Below are 22,420 nucleotides of genomic sequence, written 5' to 3' on the forward strand. Positions count from 1 at the left end.
TTCACAGCTGGGATATTGTACAAATCAGGCATCAGTTTGATCGCGGCGCGCGGCTGGGCCAATCTTCGCCGAAATCGACGGGAGTCGCGCCATATGATCCGTTTCGTCCTTCGCATCCTGATCGCCGCCGCTGGCCTATGGCTGTCGGCCCGGATCATCCCCGGCGTCACCGCCGACGGCTTCACCACCTTGCTGATCGCCGGCTTCCTGCTGGGGATCGTCAACGCCATCGTCCGTCCGGTGGTGACGGTCCTGACCTTCCCCCTGACCGTGATCACGCTGGGTCTGTTCCTGCTGGTCGTGAACGCGGCGATGATCGGCCTCGTGGCCTGGTTCCTGGATGGCCTGGCGGTCGCCGGCCTGTGGCCGGGCGTCCAGGCGGCCATCGTGACCGGCATCGTCAGCTGGGTCGGCCAGGTGCTGCTGGGGGATGCGAAGCGGGAAGAGTAGGCCCTCCAGCCTCTCCGCCGTCATCCCGCGCTTTATGCGCGGGATGACGGGGTTTGGGATTAAGGTGGGGTACGCAGGGGCAATCTGGCGTCTTCGCACAACTCGCGTAACCTCGGTCTCCGGGAGGAAGCCGAGATGAAGATCACCGGCGTCAATCACCTGGCTCTGGTCTGCCGCGACATGGCCCAGACGGTGAAGTTCTACACCGAGGTGCTGCGGATGCCCCTCGTGAAGACCGTGGCCCTGCCGGACGGTGGCCAGCATTTCTTCTTCGACTGCGGGGGCGGCGCGTGCCTGGCCTTCTTCTGGTGGCCGGAAACGCCGCCGGCCGCGCCTGGAATCGCCTCGGTGAAGAGCTTCCCGGCCGACTCCAAGACCGCCGTTGGCTCGATGAACCACGTGGCCTTCACCGTCGATGAGGCCGACCTGGAAGCCTGCCTGGAGCGTCTGCGGGCCGCGGGCGTACCGGCCTTCCCGATGGTGGTCAATCATGACGACAGCGAGATGGGCGTGGCGCGCGAGCCGCATCCCGGCGTCTTCGTCCGTTCGGTCTACTTCACCGATCCGAACGGGATCATGATGGAGCTGGCCGCTTTCACCCGCGACTTCGGGCCGGAAGACGTCAGGCACGCGCCGGCCTCGTCAATGGCCGACGCCTGATGCCGCGTCTGCGCGAGGTCCCTCGCGACGAGGTCGCCGACAAGGGCACGCTGAAGCTCTACGACCTGCTGTTCGGAGACCGCGATCCCGTCGCCGAACCCGGCACGGCCACCGGCACGCGCGGCGACTGGTGGACGGTCTTCGCGGGCAGCCCCGACGTGCTGCGCCACGCCGCCCAGGGTTTCGCGCTCTACCGTGACCCGGCCCGCAAGATCGACCCGGTGCTGCGCGAGCTGGCCCAGACCCGGGCCGGCTGGACGCGGGGCAGCCAATTCGTGTTCTCCCAGCACTGCAAGTCGCTGCGCGGCCTGGGCGTGTCCGAGGCCAAGATCGCCGCCGTGCCGTCCTGGTCGATCTCCGAGGTCTTCGACGCCCACGAGCGGGCCGTGCTGGCCTATGCCGACGGCCTGGTGCTGGAGGGCGGCCGTATCGCGGACGGGGTGTTCGCGGCGCTGAAGGCCTTCCTCACCGACGAGCAGATCCTGGAGCTGACCTACATCACCTGTCTCTACGAGATGCACGCGGTGATGAGCCGGGCTCTGCGCACCGAGTTCGACGACCGCGAGGAGGCCGTGATCGAGGTCGCCGCGCCGGAGGATTTCAAGGCCAGAGACTTCATGGATCCCGGGCGCTAGGTCCAGGGTTCCATTAAAAGTAGATAAGAACAGTAAATAGCCTCGCAAACACTGTGACAGCGTCATGAAGTTTTGGCGAAATGAGGCGTTCCAAGCGGAGCTATTAGCGCCTCGTTAGTCAGGAAATGGTCCCTGCCATCCCGTAAGTGGAGGCGTACCATGTTCACCTTGCGGGACACCGTTTCTTCGCTGGCGCCGGCGCGCCAGGACGATCTCGGCAAATCGCTATATGAGCGGTTCCGCGAGGAGCCCGACACCCTGATCGTGCCCGTGCTGGACGCCGACGATCGGCCGATCGGCATCGTCGAGCGCAACGCCTTCTTCCTGCGCATGGCCGCCGAGTACGGCCGCGCCCTGTACGCCAACCGTCCGATCTCGACCTTGATGGACCGCGAGCCGCTCGTCGTCGACGCCGACACCGAGCTGGCGGCCTTCACCAGCGACAGCCTGTCGTATCGCGCCTCGGACCTGCTGCGCGGCTTCATCGTCACCGAGGGCGGCCGATATCTGGGCGTGGGCACCGTGCTGGGCCTCTTGCAGGCCGCCAACGAGACCAACCGCCGGGGCGTCGAGGCCCTGGCCGCCGCCAAGGCCGATGTCGAGCGCGCCCAGACCTTCATGACCGCCATCGTCGAGGCCATGCCCTCGATGGTGTTCGTCAAGCGCGCCGACGATCACCGCTACGTGCTGCTGAACCGCGCCGGCGAGAAGACGCTGGGCATGTCGCGCGCCGAGGTGATCGGCAAGACCGACGGCGACATCCACGATCCCGAACTGGCCGCCCTCTATGTCGAGCGTGACCGCGAGGTGCTGGAGTCCGGCGAGGTCCGCGTGATCGAGGAAGACCACGTGCCGCGCAAGGACGGCGGCATGGCCATTCTTCGCACCAAGAAGCTGGCCCTCTGCAACGCCGATGGCGTGCCTGAGTATCTGTTGGGCGTCTCCGAGGACATCGCCGAGCGCAAGCGGGCCGAGGCCCAGATCGCGCGCCTGGCCCACTACGATCCGCTGACCGAGCTGCCCAACCGCGTGCTGTTCCAGAAGCACCTGTCCGAGGCCCTGGCCCGCCGGGCGCGCAAGGGCGACCAGCTGGCCGTGCACTTCATCGACCTGGACCGCTTCAAGACCGTCAACGACACCTTGGGCCACCCGCTGGGCGACGCCCTGCTGCGCGAGGCCGCCGAGCGTCTGCGCGGCTGCGTGCGCGAGGGCGACACCGTGGCCCGACTGGGCGGCGACGAATTCGCCGTGGTCCAGACCGGTCTCAAGGACATGGGCGGCGCCACCCGCCTGGCCGGCCGCATCGTCGAGGCCATGGCCGCTCCGTTCGACCTGCAAGGTCACCAGGTGGTGATTGGGGCCAGCGTCGGCGTCTCGGCCGCCCCCTCCGACGGCGAGGACGCCGACGAGCTGCTGAAGAAGGCCGACATGGCCCTGTACCGCGCCAAGGCCGACGGCCGCGGCGCCTTCCACTTCTTCGAACGCGCGATGGACGAGCAGCTGCAGGCGCGCCGGGCCCTTGAGCTGGACCTGCGCCGGGCCCTGACGGCGGGCGAGTTCGAACTGTTCTACCAGCCGCTCTACAACCTCGGCGTCGAGCAGGTGACGGGCTGCGAGGCCCTGCTGCGCTGGCGCCATCCCGAGCGGGGCATGGTCTCTCCGGCCGACTTCATCCCGCTGGCCGAGGAGATCGGCCTGATCGTCCAGCTGGGCGAATGGGTGCTGCGCACGGCCTGCGCCGAGGCCGCCAAGTGGCCCGATCACGTGCGACTGGCGGTGAACCTGTCGCCGGCCCAGTTCCGCGACCGGGGCCTGGTGCGCACCGTCGTCTCGGCCCTGGCCACTTCGGGCCTGGCCGCCCAGCGCCTGGAGCTGGAGATCACCGAGTCGGTGCTGCTGCAGGACAGCGTCGCCAACATGTCGATGCTGCACGACCTGAAGGCGCTGGGCGTGCGCATCTCGATGGACGACTTCGGCACGGGCTATAGTTCGCTGAGCTATCTGCGCAGCTTCCCGTTCGACAAGATCAAGATCGACCAGACCTTCGTCCGCGACATCCTGGACGACAGCGACGCCATGGCGATCATCAAGGCCGTGCTGGACCTGGGCTCGTCCATGGGCATCGTCACCACGGCCGAGGGCGTCGAGACCCTGGAACAGCTGAACGCCCTGCGCGGCCAGGGCTGCGCCGAGATCCAGGGCTACTTCATCAGCCGCCCAGCCCCGGCCAGCGAGATCGCGCGGCTGCTAGGCATCACCGAAACCTCGGCCGCGGCCGAAGCCGCGCCGGTGATCACCTTCGCGCAGAAGGAAGAGCCCGCGCCAAGGGCTCGCCAGGGCGCGCGGGCGGCGGCGTCTTAAGCCACCCGCTTCAGCGCCGCGCCCAGGTCCTCGACCATTTCGGGCGTGGTGGCCCAGGAGCACATGAAGCGCACCGTGCCGTCCAAGAAGCGGTAGACGAACCAGCCCTCGCCGCGCAGGCGTTCCAGGGTGGGTTCGTCCATCTCGACGAAGACGCCATTGGCCTCGACGGGGTGCTTGATGTCGAACGGCATCAGGGCGGCCAGTTTCTGGGCCATGGCGTTGGCGTGGGCGGCGCGAGCGGCCCAAGGACCAGCCCCGCCATCCTCGCCCAGCAGGCCCAGCCACGGGGCGGCCAGGAAACGGCCCTTGCTGACCAGCTGGCCGGCGTGTTTCAGCCGCGCATCCAGGCGACGGGCGTGGTCGGGGTCGAGGAACACCACGGCCTCGGTCGGGGTCGAGCCGGCCTTGGTTCCGCCCATGACCAGGATGTCGACGCCCATCTTCGCGACGCTCTTCAAGTCGAAGCCGGCGGCCACGGCGTTGGCCAGGCGCGCGCCGTCCAGGTGGACGCCATGGCCCTTGGCCTTCACCGGCGCGATCAGCGACCGCAGATGGTCTTCCGAATAGACCGTGCCGTATTCGGTGGCGGTGGTCAGCGACAGGGCGTTGGCCGGCTGGTTGTACGACACCTCGGGCCGCGCCAGGGCCGCCTCCAGCGCCGAAAGCTCGATCTTGCCCGAGGCCCCGGGCAGGCCGATCAGGCCGACGCCTTGGCCGAAGAAGCCGGGGGCGCCCGTTTCGTCGGTGCGGATGTGAGCGTGCTCGTGAGCCAGAACCGCCTCGTGCGGGGCGGCCAACAGGGTCAGGGCGAAGGCGTTGGCCGCCGTGCCCGAGGCCGTGAACCGCACCTCGGCGTCGGCGTCCAGGAGGCCGCGGATACGGTCGGCGGCGGCCTTGCTGACGTGGTCGGTCCCATAGCCCGAGGCCGTCCCGGCGTTGGCGGCGAGCAGGGCCTCCATGACTTCGGGCATGGCGCCGGCGACGTTGTCGGACGCGAAATCGTAGCGGGCCATGGACGGCGTACTCCTGCGGGGAACCGCGCCGGGCATGCCATGGCCGAGCCTTGGCCGTCTAGACGTCCCGCGCCCAGGCCCGGACATCCTCCACGAACAGCCCCGGTTCCTCCATCGCCGCGAAATGGCCGCCGCGCGGCTGGTCGGTCCAGCGGGTGATGTTGTAGGCGCGATCGGCCCACGAGCGGGGCGGCGGCTTGTAGATGCTCTCGCCGGGGAAGTTGGCGAAGGCGGTCGGCGTCTCGCAGCGCTGGCCTTCGGCGAGGACGGGGCCGCCTTCCTCCAGCAGGGCGCGGTAGTACCAGGCGCCAGTCGTGAAGCCGCCGGTCATGACATACAGCATCAGGTTGGTCAGCAGCTGGTCGCGCGTGAACACCTGCTCGAAAGGCTTGATCGACAGGTCGGCCCAGTCGTGGAAGCGCTCCAGGATCCAGGCGGCCTGGCCGACGGGGTTGTTGGCGCCCAGCCAGGCCACCGACTGCGGCTTGCTCGCTTGCAGGCGGAAATAGGCGCCGTAGGCGTCCATCTGGGCGCCGAAGCCGGTGATCCAGGCGATCTCCTCGGGCGTCCGGGGTTGGCCATGGGGGCGCAGGCCGATCATGTTCAGGTGGATGGCCCTGACGTGCGCGGCGTGGTCCAGGCCCAGCCATGAGGTGACCAGCCCGCCCCAATCGCCGCCCTGGGCGAGATAGGTGTCGTAGCCGAGCTCGCGGGTCATCAGTGTGTCGAAGATCCGGGCGGTGGCGCGCTGGCCCAGCGGCCGTTTGGGCTTTCCCGAGAACCCGAAGCCCGGCAGAGACGGGATCACCAGGTCGAACGCATCGGCCGGATCACCGCCGTGGCGCGACGGGAAGGCCAGGGGCTCGATCGCGTCCCAGAACTCGAAATGCGATCCCGGCCAGCCGTGGCTGATCAGCAGCGGCCGCTTGCCTCGCGCTTCACCGACGACGTGGACGAAGTGGATGTCGAGATCCTCGATCCGGACCGTGAACTGCGGGAAGCGGTTGAGGTTGGCCTGGGCCGCGTCGACATCGAACCCGTCGGTCCAGTAGCCGCGGAGGTCCCTCAAAAAGTCCGCGTCACATCCGTAGGTCCAGCCGCCGCCCTCCGGCGCCGGCGGGAACTCATAGGCGCGGACCTGGGCGAGGACCTTGTCGATCTGCTCGCGGCTCCAGTTCACCTCGAACGGCGTGATCATGGCAGGCCCTCCCTTTGTTTGAGGTGAGCGTCAGGCGGGTGACGCCGGGGAGGTCAAGAAGACTCTCCTCCCCTTCTGGGGGAGGTGGCCCGGAGGGTCGGAGGGGGCCAGCTCGGCCTATGCGGAGCTGCCCCCTCAGTCGCTCCGCGACAGCTCCCCCAGAAGGGGAGCAGAATGACGTCAAGCCACCGCGAACCGCGCCCGCACCTTGGGCCACAGCATGTTCACCGCCAGACCGGTCAGCACCAGGGCCGCCGCCGCCAGTTTCCAGCCCGGCAAACCCTCGCCCAGCAGCAGCGCCGAGGCGCCCATGCCAAACACCGGCACCAGCAGGGCCATCGGGGTCACCGTGGCGGCCGGGTGGCGCGCCAGCAGCCAGCCCCAGGCGGCGTAGCCGAACATGGTGTTGCCCACGGCCTGCCAGGCGACCGCCAGCCAGGTCGAGAGGCCCGCGCCGGTCACGCCCTTGACGATGGCCGGCCAGCCTTCCAGCCACAGCGACATCAGGAACAAGGGCGGGATCGAGAACAGGCTGGCCCAGACGACATAGCCCAGCATGTTCACCGGGCCGGCCTGGCGCGCGACGATGTTGCCGCCCGACCAGCTGGCCGCCGCCAGCAGCACCAGAAGCACGCCCAGCGGCGTCGCCGAACCGCCGCCATGCGCGGCGATCAACACGATGCCCGAGGCGGCCAGCAGCAGGGCGGCGATCTGAAAGCCCCGCACCCGCTCCTTGCTGATCCGCATGGCCATGCCGATGGTGAAGAACACCTGGGTCTGCACGACCAGCGAGGCCAGGCCCGGCGAGATGTGGCCCTTCATGGCCACGAACAGCAGGCCAAACTGTCCCGCGCCGATCAGCACGCCATAGGCCGCCAGGTTCTTCCACGACACCGGCGGGCGCTTCACGAAGAAGGCCATCGGCAGCAGCACCAGGCAGAAGCGCAGGGTGGCGAACAGCAGCGGCGGCAGGTGGTCCAGGCCGATGCGGATGACCACGAAGTTCGTCCCCCACACCGCCACCACGGCCAGGGCCAGCAGGAAATGGCGCAAGGGCAGGGGCGTGGTGGTCATGGCGGTTCCAATCGCAAGCTGGACTGGCTTGGGATTGCGCCCTCGTGACCGGCCTCGCAACGGAAACATTGTCCCAGTGACAATGGCCTTAGACAGGGGGCTTAGACAGGTTGGGCTTAGGCGCCCTCGGTCGGCTGGGGGTGTCCGAAGCACCGCTGGACGATACGTCCGGCGAGTCTCCACGCTTCCACGAGCGTTTCGGTCAAACGTGCGTTTGACTTGCCGCGCGACCTCCCGCTAACTCCGTCGAAACAGCACGGGAGGCCGCCATGGCCTGGGATCTCGTCGTCGCCAAAGACGACCTGCGCCGCACGGAATTCCGCGACGTGGAGCCGCCGCCGCTGGAGGACGGCCAGGTCCGCCTGGCCATCGAAAGCTTCGCCCTGACGGCCAACAACATCACCTATGCCGTGTTCGGCGAGATGATGAAGTACTGGGACTTCTTCCCCGGACCGGACGGTTTCGGCCGCGTGCCGGTCTGGGGCCATGCCCATGTCGAGGCCTCGGCGCATCCGGACATCGCGGTGGGCCAGCGGTTCTACGGCTACTGGCCGATGTCGACCCACCTGACGGTGCGGGCCAAGCCCAGCAAGAGCGGCTTCACCGACATCGCGCCGCATCGCCAGCATCTGGCGGCGGTCTACAACCAGTACCAGGCGGTTGGCGCCGACGACGGGCTGGAGGCGCACAAGGCGCTGCTGCAACCGCTGTTCATCACCGCCTTCCTGATCGACGACCAGTTCGAAGAGAGCGGCTTCCACGGCGCCAGGAGCGTGATCCTGTCCAGCGCCTCTTCCAAGACCGCGATCGCCCTGGCGGCCTTGCTGAAGAAGCGCGGCGGCGTGGCGGTGGTCGGCCTGACCTCGCCGCGCAACCAGGCGTTCGTCGAGGGGCTGGGATTCTACGATCAGGTCGTGCCGTACGACGACTTGGCGAGCGCGCCGATCGCGGCGCCGGCGGCGTTCGTCGACTTCGCGGGCGACGCGGCGGTGCTGGGCGCCGTGCACAACCGGTTCGCCGATGAGCTCAAGGCCTCGATCCTGGTCGGCGGCACGCACTGGGAAGCGCCGCGAGGTGGCGGGACCTTGCCGGGACCGACGCCGGCGTTCTTCTTCGCCCCCGACCGCATGGCCAAGCGCCGCCAGGACTGGGCCCCAGGCGAGTTCGAGCAGCGTTACGGCGCGGCCTGGGCGGGGTTCGTCGCCGATGCGCCGCGGTGGTTGCGGGTGGAGCGCGGGCAGGGGCGGGAGGCTATACAAGCGGCCTATCTGGCGCAGGTGGATGGGGGGACGGCGGCGGATGCGGGCGTGGTGTTGAGACCTTAGCGTCTTAAGCCGCCACCCGCCCCTCGTCCTCCAGGCTCACCCCCAGCCGCTCCCGCAACGCCCGCGCCCCGTCCACCGTCAGCCGCACCGCGCGACCCTGGGCCTCCAGCGCCAGCCATCCCCGCGCGGTCATCGCCTCCAACAGCTTCACCCCCAGCGGCCCGGCCAGGTGATGCCGTCGCTCGGTCCAGTCCAGGCACTGTCGCGCCACGCCGCGCGGTGAGCGCAGGGTGTCGACCTCCACGCCCAGATCCTCGAACCAGCGGCGGCCGTCCGGCGTCACCTCATAGAGCTTGTCCGCCGCCGGGCGGATCAGGTCCTGGCTCACCAGGGCGTCGCAGACCTTCACGCCCAGCCTGCCAGCCAGGTGGCCGTAGCAGCAGCGAGCATCGCGCAGCGCCCGGGCCTTGGGCGAGCGCGGCGCTTCCAGCGAGCGCACGGGCGTGGCCAGCACCGACAGGGCCTCGATGGCGTGGGCGACTTCCGCGCTGGCAAGGCGGTAATACCGATGCCGCCCCTCGCGCTCGACGGCCAGCAGGCCGCCGTCGACCAGCTTGGCCAGGTGGTTGCTTGCCGCCTGGGCGGTGACGCCGGCGGCCCACGCCAGGGCGCTGGCGGGCTGGGCTCGACCGTCCTGCAGGGCCTGCAGCATGGCGGCGCGGGTCGGGTCGCCAATCAGGGCGGCGGGGGTGGCGATGTTGGCGTCCATGGTCCACATCCTAGACCCATCGCTGGCGGAATGGTTCATCGGCGCGTGTAGCATCGGCGTGGCGTGAGGGGGCAATTCCAGGACCATGAGCAACCCGCCTTCTCGCCTTCTCCTGATCACGGCCGCCGCCAGTTTCGGCTTCTTCGTCACCCAGCTGGACGCGACCATCGTCAATGTCGCCCTGGACGCCATCGGCACGGCGCTGCACGCCCCGACCGCCCAGCTGCAATGGGTGGTCGACGCCTACATCCTGGCCTTGGCGGCCATGCTGCTGTCGGCGGGGGCGATCGGCGACCGGGTGGGCCCGCGTCGCGCGTTCGTGGCGGGGCTCATCCTGTTTGGCCTGACCTCGGCGGCGTGCGGCTTCGCGGGCGCTCCGCTGATGCTGATCCTGTCCCGCGTGGCCCAGGGCGCGGCGGCGGCGCTGCTGATCCCGCCGTCGCTGGCCCTGATCGCTCACGCCGCGCATGGCGACGACCGCAAGCGCGCCTCGGCCGTCGGCTGGTGGACCGCCGCCGGCGGGGTGTCGATCGCCGCCGGGCCGGTGCTGGGCGGCCTGCTGGTCGAGAGCCTGGGCTGGCGCTGGGTGTTCTTCGTCAACCTGCCGGTCTGCGCGCTCGGGGTTGTTCTCACCCTGGCGGTCGCGCCGCCCACGCCCGCCAAGCCCAAGGTCCCGTTCGACATCCCTGGCCAAGCCCTGGCGGTCGCCGCCGTCTCGCTGCTGGTCGGCGGCTTGATCGAGGGCGGCCACCGAGGCTGGGGCGGGGCGCCGCTGCTGGCCCTGCTCGTCGGTGTCGTGCTGGCCGCCGTCTTCGTGCTGTTCGAGCGCCGCGCGGCCCACCCGGCGATGCCGCTGAACGTCTTCCGCGAGCGCCCGGCCTGGACGGCGGTCGTCGTCGGCTCGGCGCTGAACTTCGCCTACTACGGCCTGATCTTCGTGCTGGGCCTCTACATGCTGCGCGCCCTGCACTGGGCGCCGGCCAAGGCGGGCCTGGCCTTCCTGCCCCTGACGGCGACCTTCATCGTCTCCAACCTGTTGAGCGGCGGCCTGGTGGCGCGGTTCGGGGCGCGGACGGTGACGACGGGCGGCGTGCTGCTGGCCGCCTGCGGCTACGCCCTGACGGCGCGGCTGGGCGCGAGCAGCGGCATGCTGGAGATGCTGCCCGGTTTCGCCCTGATCCCCGGCGGCATGGGCCTGGCCATCCCGGCCCTGACCAGCGGCCTGCTGGCCAGCGTCGACCGCCACGACGCCGGCGCGGCCTCGGGCGCGCTCAACGCCTGCCGCCAGGTCGGTGGCGCCGCCGGCGTGGCCATCTTCGGCGCGCTGGCGGGCGTGGACGTGGTGACGGGCCTGCGCGCCTCCGGGATCGCGGCGGCGGCGCTGCTGGTCGGCGCGGCGGTGGTGGCGGGGTTGCCTACCAGGCCTCGACCCTAACCCGTCTCCCCGGCTTTCGCCGGGGAGATCGGAGTTTGAGCTAGCTCACTTCACCAGCGAGCCGTGGCACTGCTTGAACTTCTTGCCCGAGCCGCAGGGGCAGGCGCTGTTGCGGCCCGTGCGTTCCCAGTCTTCCGGCAGCGACGAGACCGGCAGGGCTTCGCGCTGCTGCGGCGACAGGCCGTCGGGGATGGCGCCAGCGACGGCGGCGTTCTCGCCGGTCAGCGGGTCCAGGTGGACCTCGACCAGGCCTTCCGGCGTGTGCGGGACCTCCGGCTCGGCATAGGCGATCTCGACCGTCATCAGCCAGCGGGTGGTGTTGGTGCGCAGATCGCCCAAGAGCTTCTCGAACAGCGAGAAGGCCTCGGTCTTGTACTCGTTCAGCGGATCACGCTGGCCATAGCCGCGCAAGCCGATGACGTTGCGCAGGTGGTCCAGGTGCATCAGGTGCTCGCGCCACTGCAGATCGATCATCTGCAGCAGGAAGTTCTTCTCGACCGAGCGCATCTGGTCGGGCGTGATGATCACTTCGCGCTGGGCGGCGTATTCGTCGGCCGCCTTCTGGATGCGGTCCTTGATCTCTTCGTCGGCGATGCCTTCCTCGGCGGCCCACGTCTCGATCGGCAAATCGAGGCCCAGGATCGACTGGACACGTTCCTTCAGGCCCTCGATGTCCCACTGCTCGGCATAGGCCTTGGGGGGCAGGTGACGAGCGACCAGGTCGTCGATCGTGTCCTGGCGCATCTCGGCGATGATGTCCGAGAGGTCGCTCGACTCCATGAACTCCTGGCGCTGCTCGAACACGGCCTTGCGCTGGTCGTTGACGACGTCGTCGTACTTCAGGAGGTTCTTGCGGATCTCGTAGTTGCGCTGCTCGACGCGTTTCTGGGCCGTGGCGATGGCGTTGTTCAGCCACTTGTGGGTGATCGCCTCGCCTTCCTGGACGCCGAAGGTGCGCATGATCGCGTCCAGGCGTTCGCCGGCGAAGATGCGGAGGAGATCGTCCTCGCACGACAGGAAGAACTTCGAGCGGCCCGGGTCGCCCTGACGGCCGGTGCGGCCGCGCAGCTGGTTGTCGATGCGGCGGCTTTCGTGGCGTTCGGTGCCCAGCACGAACAGGCCGCCGGCGGCCAGGGCCTTTTCCTTGGCGACCACGATCTCGGCCTCGAGACGGGCGCGCTCCTCGACCTCGTCCTCGTGCGAGATCTCCAGGCCCATGCCCTTCTGCTGCTGGCGCCAGTTGGCCAGGCGCATGTCGATATTGCCGCCCAGCTGGATGTCGGTGCCGCGGCCGGCCATGTTGGTGGCGATCGTCACCGCGCCGGGCACGCCCGCGTCGGCGACGATGCCGGCTTCCTGTTCGTGGAAGCGGGCGTTCAGCACCTGGTGCGGGATGCCCTTGACCTTCTTGCCGTCGTTCTCGAAGGCGAAGCTGGAGAGCAGCTTGGACAGTTCTTCCGACTTCTCGATCGACACGGTGCCGACCAGGATCGGCTGGCCGCGCACGTGGCAGTCGGCGATCTGCTTGAGGATGGCCTCGTTCTTCTCGCGCTCGGTGCGATAGACCTCGTCGTCGTCGTCGATGCGCTTGATGACGCGGTTGGTCGGGATTTCCGACACGCTCATCTTGTAGATGTCGTCGAATTCCTGGGCCTCGGTCGAAGCCGTGCCGGTCATGCCCGACAGCTTCTTGTAGAGGCGGAAGTAGTTCTGGATCGTCACCGAGGCCAGGGTCTGGTTCTCGGGCTGGACGTCGGCGCCTTCCTTGGCCTCGATGGCCTGGTGCAGGCCTTCCGACAGGCGGCGGCCGGTCATCATGCGGCCGGTGAACTCATCGATCAGGATGATCTCGCCGCCCTTGACGATGTAGTCCTTGTCGCGCGTGTACAGGATGTTGGCGCGCAGGGCCTGGTTGACGTGGTGGACCACCGAGACGTTGGCCGCGTCGTAGAGGCCCGCCGAGTCCTCGGCCAGGTGGCCGCCCGACATCAGGATCTCTTCGATCTTCTCCTGGCCGTCCTCGGTCAGGATGACCTGCTTCTGCTTCTCGTCGTGGTCGTACGTGCCCTTGTCCTGGATCAGCTGCTTCACCAGCACGTCGATCGTCTTGTAGAACTCGCTGCGGTCCTCGGTCGGGCCCGAGATGATCAGCGGCGTGCGGGCCTCGTCGATCAGGATCGAGTCCACTTCGTCGACGATGACGAAGTTGTGGCCGCGCTGGACCATTTCCTCGACGCTGTAGACGAGGTTGTCGCGCAGGTAGTCGAAGCCGAATTCGTTGTTGGTGCCGTAGGTGATGTCGCTGCGATAGGCGCGCTGACGCTCACCCTGGCTCAGGCCATTGACGATCACGCCATAGGTCAGGCCCAGGAAGGTGTAGATCTGGCCCATCCAGTCGGCGTCGCGGCGGGCCAGGTAGTCGTTGACGGTGATGACGTGGACGCCCTTGCCTTCCAGGGCGTTCAGATAGGTCGGCAGGGTGGCGACCAGCGTCTTGCCCTCGCCCGTGCGCATTTCCGAGATGCCCGAGAAGTGCAGCACCATGCCGCCGACCATCTGGACGTCGAAGTGGCGCATGCCCAGCACGCGCTTGGAGGCCTCGCGCACCACGGCGAAGGCTTCATTCAGCACGTCGTCCAGCGTCTCGCCCTTTTCCAGGCGCGCCTTGAACTCGGCGGTCTTGCCCCTCAGCGCCTCGTCCGAGAGGGCCGCGTATTCGGGCTCAAGGGCGTTGATCTTGGCGACCCGCGCGGCGAAGGCTTTGACCTTGCGTTCGTTGGAAGAGCCGAAGAGCTTTTTGGCGAGACCAAGCATGCAGGGGGAATCCGAAAGGGACGGTTTGACGAGGAGGCCGGCGCTAAGGCTGTGGGGCCTCGACTACGGTAGATGAAGTCGCGCAGGATGAGCGGATAAATCCGCTATTCCATTGCGGCCGGAGACTTAAGCACCGGCCTTCTTGGTGTCAACGCGAAGACCCCGCCGTATGTAGGGGTTCAAACCCGTCGATGGGCGTTACAAGGCTAGTTTTCACCGACACGAACGCTTTGTGTGGCGAAGCCGTTTCCACTGGGCGAAAAAGCACGCTAGAGCGCTTTGCTAAGCAAAGCCGGAGAACTTGGCCTTGAAGACCACTTTCCGCCTCGTCAGTCTGATCAGCGCCGTGACCTGCGCCCTGTTGCTGGCCTCGTGTGGCCAGAACAAGGTCGCCGAGCGTCCGCCCGAGCCCGGCGACACCGCCGTGGCGCGCGTCAACGGCCAGGTGATCTGGGCGTCGGACGTCAAGCGCGAGGCGGTGGCCCAGGGCCTGATCAGCGAGGGCGAGCCGCTGGACATCTCCAGCGAGGTCTTCCGCCAGCGCCTGGACGAGGTGATCGACCAGAAGCTGCTGGCCGCCGAGGCGACCAAGCGCAAGATCGACAAGGAAGCCATCGCCCAGCGCCGCCTGGCCGCGGCCCGCGAGCGCATCCTGGGCGACATGCTGGTCGAGGGCGTGGTCGAGAAGGCCGTCACCGAGGACGCCATCCGCAAGCTCTATGCCGAGCAGCAGAAGCTCTCGAAGCGCTCGGAAGAGATCCGCGCCCGCCAGATCATCGTCGGCAGCCAGGCCGAGGCCGACAGCGTCAAGAAGCTGCTGGCTTCGGGCGCCTCGTTCGACGCTCTCGCCATGGAGCGTTCGACCGACCAGGCCACCCGCTTCAATGGCGGCGACCTGGGCTATTTCACGCTGGACGTGATGCCCGAGCCCTATGGCGTCGCCCTGAAGGACGCCCAGAAGGGCGCCCTCGTCGGTCCGTTCGCGGCCGAGGGCGGCTGGGTGCTGGTCAAGGTCGAGGACAAGCGCACCGAGGAGCCGATCACCCTGGAGGCCGCGCGCCCGCAGATCGTGCGGTTCCTGACCTATGACCAGGTCCGCGACATCCTTGAGAAGCTGCGCGGCTCGGCCAAGGTCGAGATGCTGATCGGCAAGACCCAGGACGCGCCCGGCGCGGCCGGCGCCCAGGAGCCCGCCTCCGCGCCGCCGGAACCGCTGGCCGGCGCGCCGGCCTCGGCTCCGCCTCCCGCCCAACCCGCTAAGAAGTAAGAGCGGCCCATGACCAAGACTCCCAAGACTTCGGGCAAGACCACGGCCGCGAAGGCGCCGGAAGCCGCGCCTAATCCAGTCGCCGCCGCCGGGGCCGCGATCGAGCGCGCCCTGGTTGATCCGCTGACCTCGGCCCTGAAGCGCGCCGGCCTGCGCCGCGCCCAGAAGTCGGCGGGTGAAGATGTTTCCGCGTCCGCTCCGGCCAAGCCCGTATCCACCGGCGCGGGCAAGCCCGGCCTGGCGATCTCGCCCCTGGCCGTGCCGTTTCCGCTGATCCCGCCGATCGCCGGCGTCGAGATCGCCACCGGCCGCGCCGGCTTCTACAAGCACGAGCGCGAGGACCTGCTGCTGATGCGCTTCGCCGAGGGGACCTCGGCGGCGGGCGTCTTCACCCGTCATGGCGTCGGCTCGGCCCCCGTGGACTGGTGCAAGCGGCAACTGGCCGCCACCGGCGGGGCGGACGTCCGCGCCCTGGTGGTCAACGCCGGCTGCGCCAACAGCTTCACCGGCCGTCCCGGCGCCGACGCCGTGCGCCGCGTGGCCACGGCCGTCGGCAAGCGCCTGGACTGCCGGCAGCGCGACGTGATGATGGCCTCGACCGGCGTCATCGGCGTCATCCTGGACGACGCCAAGATCACCGCCCGTCTGCCCGAGGTGGAGAGCCGCCTGACCGCCGACGCCTGGGCCCAGGCCGGCCGGGCGATCATGACCACCGACACCTTCCCGAAGGGATCTTACGCCACGGCGATGATCGACGGCGTCGAGGTCAAGATCGCCGGCATCGCCAAGGGTTCGGGCATGATCGCGCCCGACATGGCCACCATGCTGGCCTTCGTGGCCACCGACGCGGCCATCGCCCCGGCGGCGCTGCAGACCCTGGTCAGCCTCTACACGCGCACGACCTTCAACTGCGTGACGGTGGACGGCGACCGCTCGACCAACGACACCCTGCTGCTGTTCGCCACCGGCCAGTCGGGCGCGCCCAAGATCAGCCGTCCGGGCGACAAGCGCCTGGCCGACTTCCGCGACAAGCTGGAGCACGTGCTGCTGGACCTGGCCCTGCAGCTGGTCCGCGACGGCGAGGGGGCGACCAAGTTCGTCAAGATCACCGTCAACGGCGCCGAGAGCCCGGCCAGCGCCCGCAAGATCGCCCGCACCATCGCCGAGAGCCCTCTGGTCAAGACCGCCTTCGCCGGCGAGGACGCCAACTGGGGCCGCATCGTCATGGCCGTGGGCCGCGCCGACGAGCCGGTCGCCCGCGAGAAGATCAGCGTCAAGTTCGGCGACCTCTACGCCGCCCGCGACGGCCTGGTCTCGGCCGAATACGACGAGGCCAAGATGAGCGCCTACGTGAAGAACCAGGCGTTCGAGGTCAGCGTCGACGTCGGCGTCGGCAAGGGCTCGTCCACCGTCTGGACCTGCGACCTGACCAAGCAGTACGTGGCCATCAACGGGGATTATCGGAGCTAGGGTTCTAGCCGCCGCCCCAAAACTACCCGTCATCCCGCGCTTTATGCGCGGGATGACGATGAATGTTAGAGTGGCGAGCCTAGACCGGAGCCTCCCCATGACCGACCTCACCCCAGACCAGGAAGCCGCCCTGCTGGCGCAGCTCACGACCGCTTGCCGCGAGGCCGGCTATGTCGTCGACGCCATCGATCGCGGCCTGGAAGTCTCAGGCGGCGAGGATGAGGGCGCCTATTACCTGCTGCCCGACCACGGCTGGCTGCAGGTGCGCTGCCTGGTGCTGGATCCCGAGGACCTGGCCGAGGCCCGCGACCTGACGGCGCTGTTCGAGACCCTGGCCCTGGCCCAGTTCCGCCTGATCGGCTGCCGCTTCGGCTATGACGCCCAGACCGGTCTGTGGCTGGTCGAGGACCTGTATCCGGGCTTCGAGACCGCCCGCGTGCCGGCCGTGCTGGAACAGATGACCTTCATCTGGGACGCTCTGGAGGACCTGTTTCTCGGCGCCCTGGAAGGGACCGTGCCCGGCGAGGAGGCCTTCGACGCCGCCTTCGAACTGGAAGCCGCGACCCCGCCGAACTAAGCTGGCCCAAACCCTTGCCGCCCCTTGGCCGGGCAAGCGGAACCACAAGCGTGGACCGCCGTTCCTGATCGGTGTTCACCTGGGTTGGAGGGCGTTTGAGATGTCTCTGAAGCAAACCATCATGACCGGACTGCTGGTCGCGATGCTGGCCTCGGCCGCGCCCGCTCTGGCCCAGGTCAAGCCGCCGTCCACCCCGGACGAGCCCGGCGGTCGCTGGGGCGAGGCCAAGAAGAAGGCCACGGATATCGGCAGCCAGCCGGTCCGCGACGTCGGCATGTCCAAGCGCGAGATCCCGCCGATCCTCGAGAAGGCCTATGCCGATCCCTACAGCCTCAAGGGCCTGAAGACCTGCAAGGCCCTGGCCTCGGAAGTGACCAGCCTGAACGGGGTCCTGGGCGCCGACTACGTCGTGGGCAACTCGTACGAGGAGAACCGCGCCGGCAAGCTGGCCGAGGCGGGCGGCAAGACCATCATCAACAGCATCATTCCCTTCCGCGGCCTGGTCCGCGAAGTGACCGGCGCGGCGCCCAACGACCGCCGCCTGAACGCCGCCGTCGACGCGGGGCTGGCCCGGCGCGGCTTCCTGCGTGGGGTGCATCTGCGGCAAGGCTGCAAGACGCGGTTCTGACAAGGCGACCGCTCCCAAATCTTCATGAGAGTCATTTGCAATTGCAGGTGACGCTCGTTATAGCCTCCTGATCAACGGCGTCTCAAGCCGACAGCGCCTGCGACCGCCGCGTCTCTCCGTGCGGCAGGCGTCTATCAGGGGTAAGGCACATGGACTTCAAAATCACGCTGCTCGCGGGCGGCGCTCTTCTGGCATTCGCCGCGCCCGCCATGGCCCAAGAAGCCAAGGTCAGGGACGCGACCGAAGTCGACCAGGTGGTCATCACCGGCTCGTACACGATCAACAACCGCATCGACACGGCCACGGGCCTGGGCCTGACCCTGCGCGAGACGCCGCAGTCGGTGACCGTGATCACCGCTCAGCGCATCCTCGACCAGAACCTGCGCACCGTCGCCGATATCGTCACCAACACGGTCGGCGTCGCCGCCAACCAGGTCGACGACGTGCGCAACACGTTCAACGCCCGCGGCTTCGAGATCAACAACTACCAGATCGACAGCGTGCCGACCGCCTGGACCCTGGCCGGCGGGGCCGGCGAGACCATCGCCGACGTGTCGATCTACGAGCGCGTCGAGATCGTGCGCGGCGCCACGGGCCTGATGACCGGCGCCGGCGAGCCCTCGGCCTCGATCAACCTGGTGCGCAAGCACGCCACCAGCCGCGAGCTGACCGGCTATGTGAACGCCAGCGTCGGCAGCTGGAACAACCGCCAGGTCCAGGCCGACGTCGCCGGTCCGCTGACCGCCAGCGGCAAGATCCGCGGCCGCGCCGTCGCCAAGTACGAGAAGACCGAGAATTTCATCGACTGGTACAAGAACGAGAAGTCGGTGCTGTACGGGGTCGTCGACGCCGATCTGGACGAGAACACCCTGCTGCGCGTCGGCGCCAGCCAGCAGAAGGGCGCGCCGAACGCCCCGGCCTGGGGCGCTCTGCCCACCTTCTACAGCGACGGCGGCGTGGCCATCTGGCCGCGCACCAAGACCGCCTCGGCCAAGTGGAGCTACTGGGACAGCACCAACCAGAACGTCTTCGCCAACCTGCGGCACAACTTCGGCAACGGCTGGTCGCTGAGCGTCAACTACAACTGGATCCGCAACGCCCAGAGCACCGAGCTGCTCTACATGTCGGGCCTGATCGACAAGACGACCGGGACCTGGCAGTGGGCGCCCTATCCGTACAAGGACAGAGGCGAGAGCATCCAGAACAGCATCGATGTCCAGCTGAAGGGCGACTACACCCTGTTCGGCCGCCAGCACGAGCTGGTGCTGGGCGCGCTGGGCAGCAAGCAACACCTGACCACCGACACCTTCGCCCAGACCTCCGCGGCCACGACGGCGGGCAGCTTCTTCGACTGGACGGCCATCCCGCACCCGACCTTCTCGACGACCCCGTCGCCGACCGTCGATCAGCGTATCAAGCAGAGCGGCTACTACGCGGCCACGCGCATCAACGTCACCGACGAATTCAAGGTGATCGGCGGCGCGCGCCTGTCCAGCTGGCGCCAGAAGGGTTTCAACTACGGCAACTTTGACTTCGGCGACGACAACGTGTTCGTGCCCTATCTGGGCGCTCTCTACGACCTGACGCCGAACCATCGCCTGTACGCCAGCTATACCGAGATCTTCCAGCCGCAGAACGCTCAGGACTACACCGGCGCCTATCTGGATCCGATCACCGGCGAGAGCCTGGAAGGGGGCCTCAAGAGCGCCTTCTTCGGCGACAAGCTGCAGACCTCGGTGGCGGTGTTCCGCATCGTCCAGGACAATCTGGCCCAGACCGACCCGGACCTGACGCACATCATCCCGGGCTCGTCCCCGCCGACCCGCGCCTCGATCGCCGCCAAGGGCGCGACCAGCAAGGGCTTCGAGCTGGAAGTGATCGGCAAGCCGCTGGAAAACTGGAACGTCTCGCTGGGCTACAGCCAGTTCCAGATGCGCGACGTCAACGACGTGAAGGTCAACACCGCCTTCCCGCGCAAGCTCTTCAAGCTGTTCACGACCTACCAACCGCCGGGCGCGCTCAGCGGCCTGACGGTGGGCGGCGGCGTCAATTGGCAGAGCGAGGCCTATTCGGCCTCGACCAACCCGGTCACGGGCGCGCCCTTCAGCTTCGCGCAGAAGTCCTACGCCCTGGTCAGCCTGATGGCCCGTTACGAGGTCAACGAGCAGCTGTCGGTCCAGGCCAATATCGAGAACCTGACGGACAAGACCTATTACGCCCAGACCGGCTTCTACAGCCAGTATCGCTATGGCGAGCCGCGAAACTACACGATCGCCCTGAAATACGCGTTCTAAGGCTTGGCGGCGCCCGCTCTCTTCCGGGAGCGGGCGCATCCTCTTGCCTCGGTTACCGCATCAGGCTCACATCGTCGCCGAGCAGTGTTTGGGGGCGGGTTTGACGGAAGCCTTGATCGTTCGCGGGTTGAACAAGACGTTCGCCAAGCCCGCGGTGTCCGACCTCGACCTGACGGTCCATGCCGGCGAGCTCTACGCCCTGCTGGGCCCGAACGGAGCGGGCAAGACCACCACCCTGCGCATGGTCGCCGGCCTCACCCAGCCCGATAGCGGCCAGGTCGAGATCTTCGGCGTGGACGCCCGCAAGGACCCCGCCGGCGCCAAGGCCCTGCTGGCCTGGGCCCCCGACGAGGCGATGATCTACGACAAGCTGACGCCGCTCGAATATCTGGAGTTCGTCGCCGGCCTCTGGAACATCGAGCCGCGCGCCGCCAAATCAAAGGCCGAAGAGCTGCTGGCCACCCTGGGCCTGGCCGACGAGGCCCGCCGCCGCTGCGAGGGCTTCTCGCGCGGCATGAAGCAGAAGGTCGCCCTGGCCGGCGCCCTGATCCACGAGCCCAAGCTGCTGATCCTGGACGAGCCGCTGACTGGCCTGGACGCGGCCGCCGCGCGGCTGGTCAAGGACATGCTGCAAGCCCGCGTCGACGCTGGCGGCACGGTGATCCTGACCACCCACATTCTCGAGGTCGCCGAGCGGATGGCCAACCGCATCGGCATCATCGCCGGCGGCCGGCTGATGGCCGAGGGCACGCTGGACGAGCTGCGGGCCAAGGCCGGCGAGGCCAGCGGCCGCACGCTGGAGGACGTCTTCCTGCAGCTGACCACCGCCGAGGCCGCCCCCGAGAAGGTTGGCGCGTGAGCCTGCCGTTCAAGCCCGCCAGCACGCCCTGGCTGCTGGCCCACGAGCTGCGCCTGACTTGGCGCGGCCTCAAGGCCGGGCGCAAGGGCGGCGTCGGGGCCTGGATCGCGTTTCTGTTCGTCGGTTCGATGATCCTGACGGGCGGGATCTTCCTGGCGGTGGGTGTGCGTGGGCACGAAGTGCCGCTGGTCCCGCTGGCGGTGGTCATCGCCGACCTGGTGCTGGCGGTGATCCTGACCCTGATGCTGTCGACCACCCTGGCGGCCTCGGCGGACGCGCTCTACGAGCGCAACGACCTCGACCTGCTGTTCTCGTCACCGCTGGCGCCGCGCAAGGTGTTGTTCGTCCGGGCGCTGGGCCTGGCGGTCAATGCCGGTCTCTGGTTCCTGTTGCCGGCCGTGCTGCTGCTGACGCCGGCGATCTTGCTGGGGCACTGGGCCTGGGCCGGCGTCTTCGTGGTGCTGGCCGCCGCCGCGCTTGGCGCATCCGGGATCGGGCTGCTGCTGGCCATGGCCCTGTTCGCGCTGATCGGTCCGCGCCGCACGCGCACCGTGGCCCAGGTGATGGCGGCCCTGATCGGCGCGGCCTTCTTCCTGGCCAGCCAATACCGCAACCTGATGGGCGAGCAGCGCAGCGAGAGCCTGTTCGCGCGCATCGCCATGGACGTCAACGAAGGCCGCGTCGTGCCGCCGCCGTTCGCCGACTGGCCGCTGCGCGCCGCGCTCGGCCAGCCGATCCCGCTGCTGGTGGTGACGGCGATCGGCCTCGGGATCTTCCTGTTCGCGGCCCGCGTGCTGGGCCGTCGCTTCGCCGACGCGGCCGCCGCCACCCAGGGGGCCGAGACCCGCAAGGCCGCCAGGGGGCCGACCCGCGCTTTCGCCGCCGGCGCGTTCCGGGCCACGGTGCGCAAGGAGCTGCGCCTGGTCAGCCGCGACGCGGCCCTGCTGTCCCAGGTGCTGCTGCGGGTGCTGTACATGCTGCCTTTGGCGTTCCTGCTGGCTCGCAACGCCGCGCATCTGCCGGCCTGGGCCCTGGCCGGTCCGGCCGCCGCGGTGACCTTCCTAGCGGGCCAGGTGACCGGCAGCCTGATCTGGATCACGGTCTCGGCCGAGGACACGCCCGACCTGCTGGCCATCTCGCCCACGCCGATGAGCGTGCTGCGTCGGGCCAAGCTGGCGGCGGCCCTGATTCCGGTGGCGGTGCTGCTGGCCGCGCCGATCGCCGCCCTGGCCTGGTTCGCGCCCCTGGCGGCGCTGTGGACCGCGATCGGCGCGGGCTTGACGGCCTGGAGCTCGGGCCTGATCGGCATCTGGCATCAGAAACCCGGCAAGCGCGCCGACTTCCGCCGCCGCCGCGCCGGCTCGTTCCTGGCGGCCCTGGCCGAGCTGCTGATCGCCTTCCTGTTGGGCGGCGCGACGGCCCTGGCCGTGGCGGGCTGGCACGTCTGGGCGCTACCGCCGCTGATCGTGGCCGGAGCGGTGATGATGGCGCTGCGACGAACGGACGAGCAGATCGCGGCGGCGCTTAGGGCGTCCGCATAATTCCGTTTCCCCGGCGAAAGCCGGGGCCCAGATGGAAAAGCGTTGAGGTGGGCGCTAGGAACGCCGCGCTCTTCCAATCATCCCCAGCGCTTCGAGATCTGGGTCCC

At 68.6% G+C, this 22,420-nt stretch carries 18 protein-coding genes; 13 read left to right on the plus strand and 5 right to left on the minus strand.

Annotated elements, in window-relative coordinates; translation table 11 throughout:
- Window positions 1–93: 93 nt before the first annotated feature.
- The 4 genes from ACW173_RS12110 (at window position 94) to ACW173_RS12125 (ending at window position 4,106) form a co-directional block, all read left to right on the plus strand.
- A complete protein-coding gene (locus tag ACW173_RS12110; protein WP_492085664.1) occupies window positions 94–450 on the plus strand; it encodes a phage holin family protein in 357 nt (118 codons plus the stop codon).
- Window positions 451–585: 135 nt separating this feature from the next.
- Window positions 586–1,110 carry a VOC family protein gene (locus tag ACW173_RS12115; RefSeq protein ID WP_492085666.1) on the plus strand — a complete coding sequence of 175 codons (525 nt, stop codon included), beginning with the start codon at window positions 586–588 and terminating at the stop codon, window positions 1,108–1,110.
- The gene (locus ACW173_RS12120; protein WP_492085667.1) at window positions 1,110–1,745 is read left to right on the plus strand and encodes a carboxymuconolactone decarboxylase family protein; all 636 of its coding nucleotides are present in this window, start codon (window positions 1,110–1,112) and stop codon (window positions 1,743–1,745) included. The genes ACW173_RS12115 and ACW173_RS12120 overlap by 1 nt, the downstream gene beginning before the upstream one ends.
- A 159-nt stretch (window positions 1,746–1,904) precedes the next feature.
- Window positions 1,905–4,106 carry a putative bifunctional diguanylate cyclase/phosphodiesterase gene (locus ACW173_RS12125; protein ID WP_492085669.1) on the plus strand — a complete coding sequence of 734 codons (2,202 nt, stop codon included), beginning with the start codon at window positions 1,905–1,907 and terminating at the stop codon, window positions 4,104–4,106.
- On the opposite strand, the gene ACW173_RS12130 is transcribed toward ACW173_RS12125, so the two are convergent.
- The 3 genes from ACW173_RS12130 to ACW173_RS12140 form a co-directional block, all read right to left on the minus strand.
- Entirely contained in the window at window positions 4,103–5,158 is a 1,056-nt protein-coding gene (locus ACW173_RS12130; RefSeq protein WP_492085671.1) for a threonine aldolase family protein, read from the minus strand. The genes ACW173_RS12125 and ACW173_RS12130 overlap by 4 nt on opposite strands.
- Before the next feature lie 22 nt (window positions 5,159–5,180).
- Window positions 5,181–6,320 (minus strand): epoxide hydrolase family protein, encoded by a 1,140-nt coding sequence (locus ACW173_RS12135; protein WP_492085673.1) that lies wholly within the window; start codon window positions 6,318–6,320, stop codon window positions 5,181–5,183.
- A gap of 180 nt (window positions 6,321–6,500) precedes the next feature.
- Window positions 6,501–7,394 (minus strand): EamA family transporter, encoded by an 894-nt coding sequence (locus ACW173_RS12140; protein ID WP_492085675.1) that lies wholly within the window; start codon window positions 7,392–7,394, stop codon window positions 6,501–6,503.
- Between the two features lie 269 nt (window positions 7,395–7,663).
- On the opposite strand from ACW173_RS12140, the gene ACW173_RS12145 reads away from it, so the two are divergent.
- Window positions 7,664–8,719, plus strand: coding sequence for a DUF2855 family protein (locus ACW173_RS12145; protein ID WP_492085677.1), 1,056 nt, complete (start codon window positions 7,664–7,666; stop codon window positions 8,717–8,719).
- 4 nt (window positions 8,720–8,723) lie between these two features.
- Here ACW173_RS12145 and ACW173_RS12150 read toward each other — a convergent pair whose 3' ends face one another.
- Complete coding sequence (locus ACW173_RS12150; protein WP_492085679.1) at window positions 8,724–9,428, minus strand: ArsR/SmtB family transcription factor; 705 nt, start codon at window positions 9,426–9,428, stop codon at window positions 8,724–8,726.
- 85 nt (window positions 9,429–9,513) lie between these two features.
- Here ACW173_RS12150 and ACW173_RS12155 point away from each other — a divergent pair, with 85 nt between their 5' ends.
- The gene (locus ACW173_RS12155; protein ID WP_492085681.1) at window positions 9,514–10,863 is read left to right on the plus strand and encodes an MFS transporter; all 1,350 of its coding nucleotides are present in this window, start codon (window positions 9,514–9,516) and stop codon (window positions 10,861–10,863) included.
- A gap of 45 nt (window positions 10,864–10,908) precedes the next feature.
- Here the strand turns inward: ACW173_RS12155 and secA are convergent, their stop codons facing one another.
- On the minus strand, window positions 10,909–13,677 hold the full coding sequence (gene secA, locus ACW173_RS12160) for a preprotein translocase subunit SecA (protein WP_492085683.1): 2,769 nt from the start codon (window positions 13,675–13,677) through the stop codon (window positions 10,909–10,911).
- Between the two features lie 301 nt (window positions 13,678–13,978).
- Between secA and ACW173_RS12165 the strand changes: the two genes are divergently transcribed.
- From ACW173_RS12165 to ACW173_RS12195, 7 genes are all read left to right on the plus strand, one after another.
- Window positions 13,979–14,944 carry a peptidylprolyl isomerase gene (locus ACW173_RS12165; RefSeq protein ID WP_492085685.1) on the plus strand — a complete coding sequence of 322 codons (966 nt, stop codon included), beginning with the start codon at window positions 13,979–13,981 and terminating at the stop codon, window positions 14,942–14,944.
- A 9-nt stretch (window positions 14,945–14,953) separates the two neighbouring features.
- On the plus strand, window positions 14,954–16,414 hold the full coding sequence (gene argJ / locus ACW173_RS12170; protein WP_492085687.1) for a bifunctional glutamate N-acetyltransferase/amino-acid acetyltransferase ArgJ: 1,461 nt from the start codon (window positions 14,954–14,956) through the stop codon (window positions 16,412–16,414).
- 58 nt (window positions 16,415–16,472) lie between these two features.
- Complete coding sequence (locus ACW173_RS12175) at window positions 16,473–16,991, plus strand: hypothetical protein (RefSeq protein ID WP_492085689.1); 519 nt, start codon at window positions 16,473–16,475, stop codon at window positions 16,989–16,991.
- Window positions 16,992–17,091: 100 nt separating this feature from the next.
- Window positions 17,092–17,619, plus strand: coding sequence for a hypothetical protein (locus ACW173_RS12180; RefSeq protein WP_492085690.1), 528 nt, complete (start codon window positions 17,092–17,094; stop codon window positions 17,617–17,619).
- Between the two features lie 149 nt (window positions 17,620–17,768).
- Window positions 17,769–19,913 carry a TonB-dependent siderophore receptor gene (locus ACW173_RS12185; RefSeq protein WP_492085691.1) on the plus strand — a complete coding sequence of 715 codons (2,145 nt, stop codon included), beginning with the start codon at window positions 17,769–17,771 and terminating at the stop codon, window positions 19,911–19,913.
- Window positions 19,914–20,001: 88 nt separating this feature from the next.
- Entirely contained in the window at window positions 20,002–20,772 is a 771-nt protein-coding gene (locus ACW173_RS12190; protein WP_492085693.1) for an ABC transporter ATP-binding protein, read from the plus strand.
- On the plus strand, window positions 20,769–22,313 hold the full coding sequence (locus ACW173_RS12195; RefSeq protein WP_492085695.1) for a permease-like membrane multi-spanning protein: 1,545 nt from the start codon (window positions 20,769–20,771) through the stop codon (window positions 22,311–22,313). The genes ACW173_RS12190 and ACW173_RS12195 overlap by 4 nt, the downstream gene beginning before the upstream one ends.
- Window positions 22,314–22,420 lie beyond the last annotated feature (107 nt).

This window comes from Caulobacter sp. ALps2 (genome assembly GCF_058681635.1).

Bases quoted from the DNA above. Each gene is read 5' to 3' on its own strand.
- ACW173_RS12135 (WP_492085673.1), bottom strand. From the start codon at position 6,320: ATGATCACGCCGTTCGAGGTGAACTGGAGCCGCGAGCAGATCGACAAG.
- ACW173_RS12175 (WP_492085689.1), top strand. From the start codon at position 16,473: ATGAATGTTAGAGTGGCGAGCCTAGACCGGAGCCTCCCCATGACCGAC.
- ACW173_RS12140 (WP_492085675.1), bottom strand. From the start codon at position 7,394: ATGACCACCACGCCCCTGCCCTTGCGCCATTTCCTGCTGGCCCTGGCC.
- ACW173_RS12130 (WP_492085671.1), bottom strand. From the start codon at position 5,158: ATGCCCGGCGCGGTTCCCCGCAGGAGTACGCCGTCCATGGCCCGCTAC.
- ACW173_RS12185 (WP_492085691.1), top strand. From the start codon at position 17,769: ATGGACTTCAAAATCACGCTGCTCGCGGGCGGCGCTCTTCTGGCATTC.
- secA (WP_492085683.1), bottom strand. From the start codon at position 13,677: ATGCTTGGTCTCGCCAAAAAGCTCTTCGGCTCTTCCAACGAACGCAAG.
- ACW173_RS12150 (WP_492085679.1), bottom strand. From the start codon at position 9,428: ATGGACGCCAACATCGCCACCCCCGCCGCCCTGATTGGCGACCCGACC.
- ACW173_RS12155 (WP_492085681.1), top strand. From the start codon at position 9,514: ATGAGCAACCCGCCTTCTCGCCTTCTCCTGATCACGGCCGCCGCCAGT.
- ACW173_RS12145 (WP_492085677.1), top strand. From the start codon at position 7,664: ATGGCCTGGGATCTCGTCGTCGCCAAAGACGACCTGCGCCGCACGGAA.
- ACW173_RS12125 (WP_492085669.1), top strand. From the start codon at position 1,905: ATGTTCACCTTGCGGGACACCGTTTCTTCGCTGGCGCCGGCGCGCCAG.
- ACW173_RS12180 (WP_492085690.1), top strand. From the start codon at position 17,092: ATGTCTCTGAAGCAAACCATCATGACCGGACTGCTGGTCGCGATGCTG.
- ACW173_RS12110 (WP_492085664.1), top strand. From the start codon at position 94: ATGATCCGTTTCGTCCTTCGCATCCTGATCGCCGCCGCTGGCCTATGG.
- ACW173_RS12115 (WP_492085666.1), top strand. From the start codon at position 586: ATGAAGATCACCGGCGTCAATCACCTGGCTCTGGTCTGCCGCGACATG.
- argJ (WP_492085687.1), top strand. From the start codon at position 14,954: ATGACCAAGACTCCCAAGACTTCGGGCAAGACCACGGCCGCGAAGGCG.
- ACW173_RS12120 (WP_492085667.1), top strand. From the start codon at position 1,110: ATGCCGCGTCTGCGCGAGGTCCCTCGCGACGAGGTCGCCGACAAGGGC.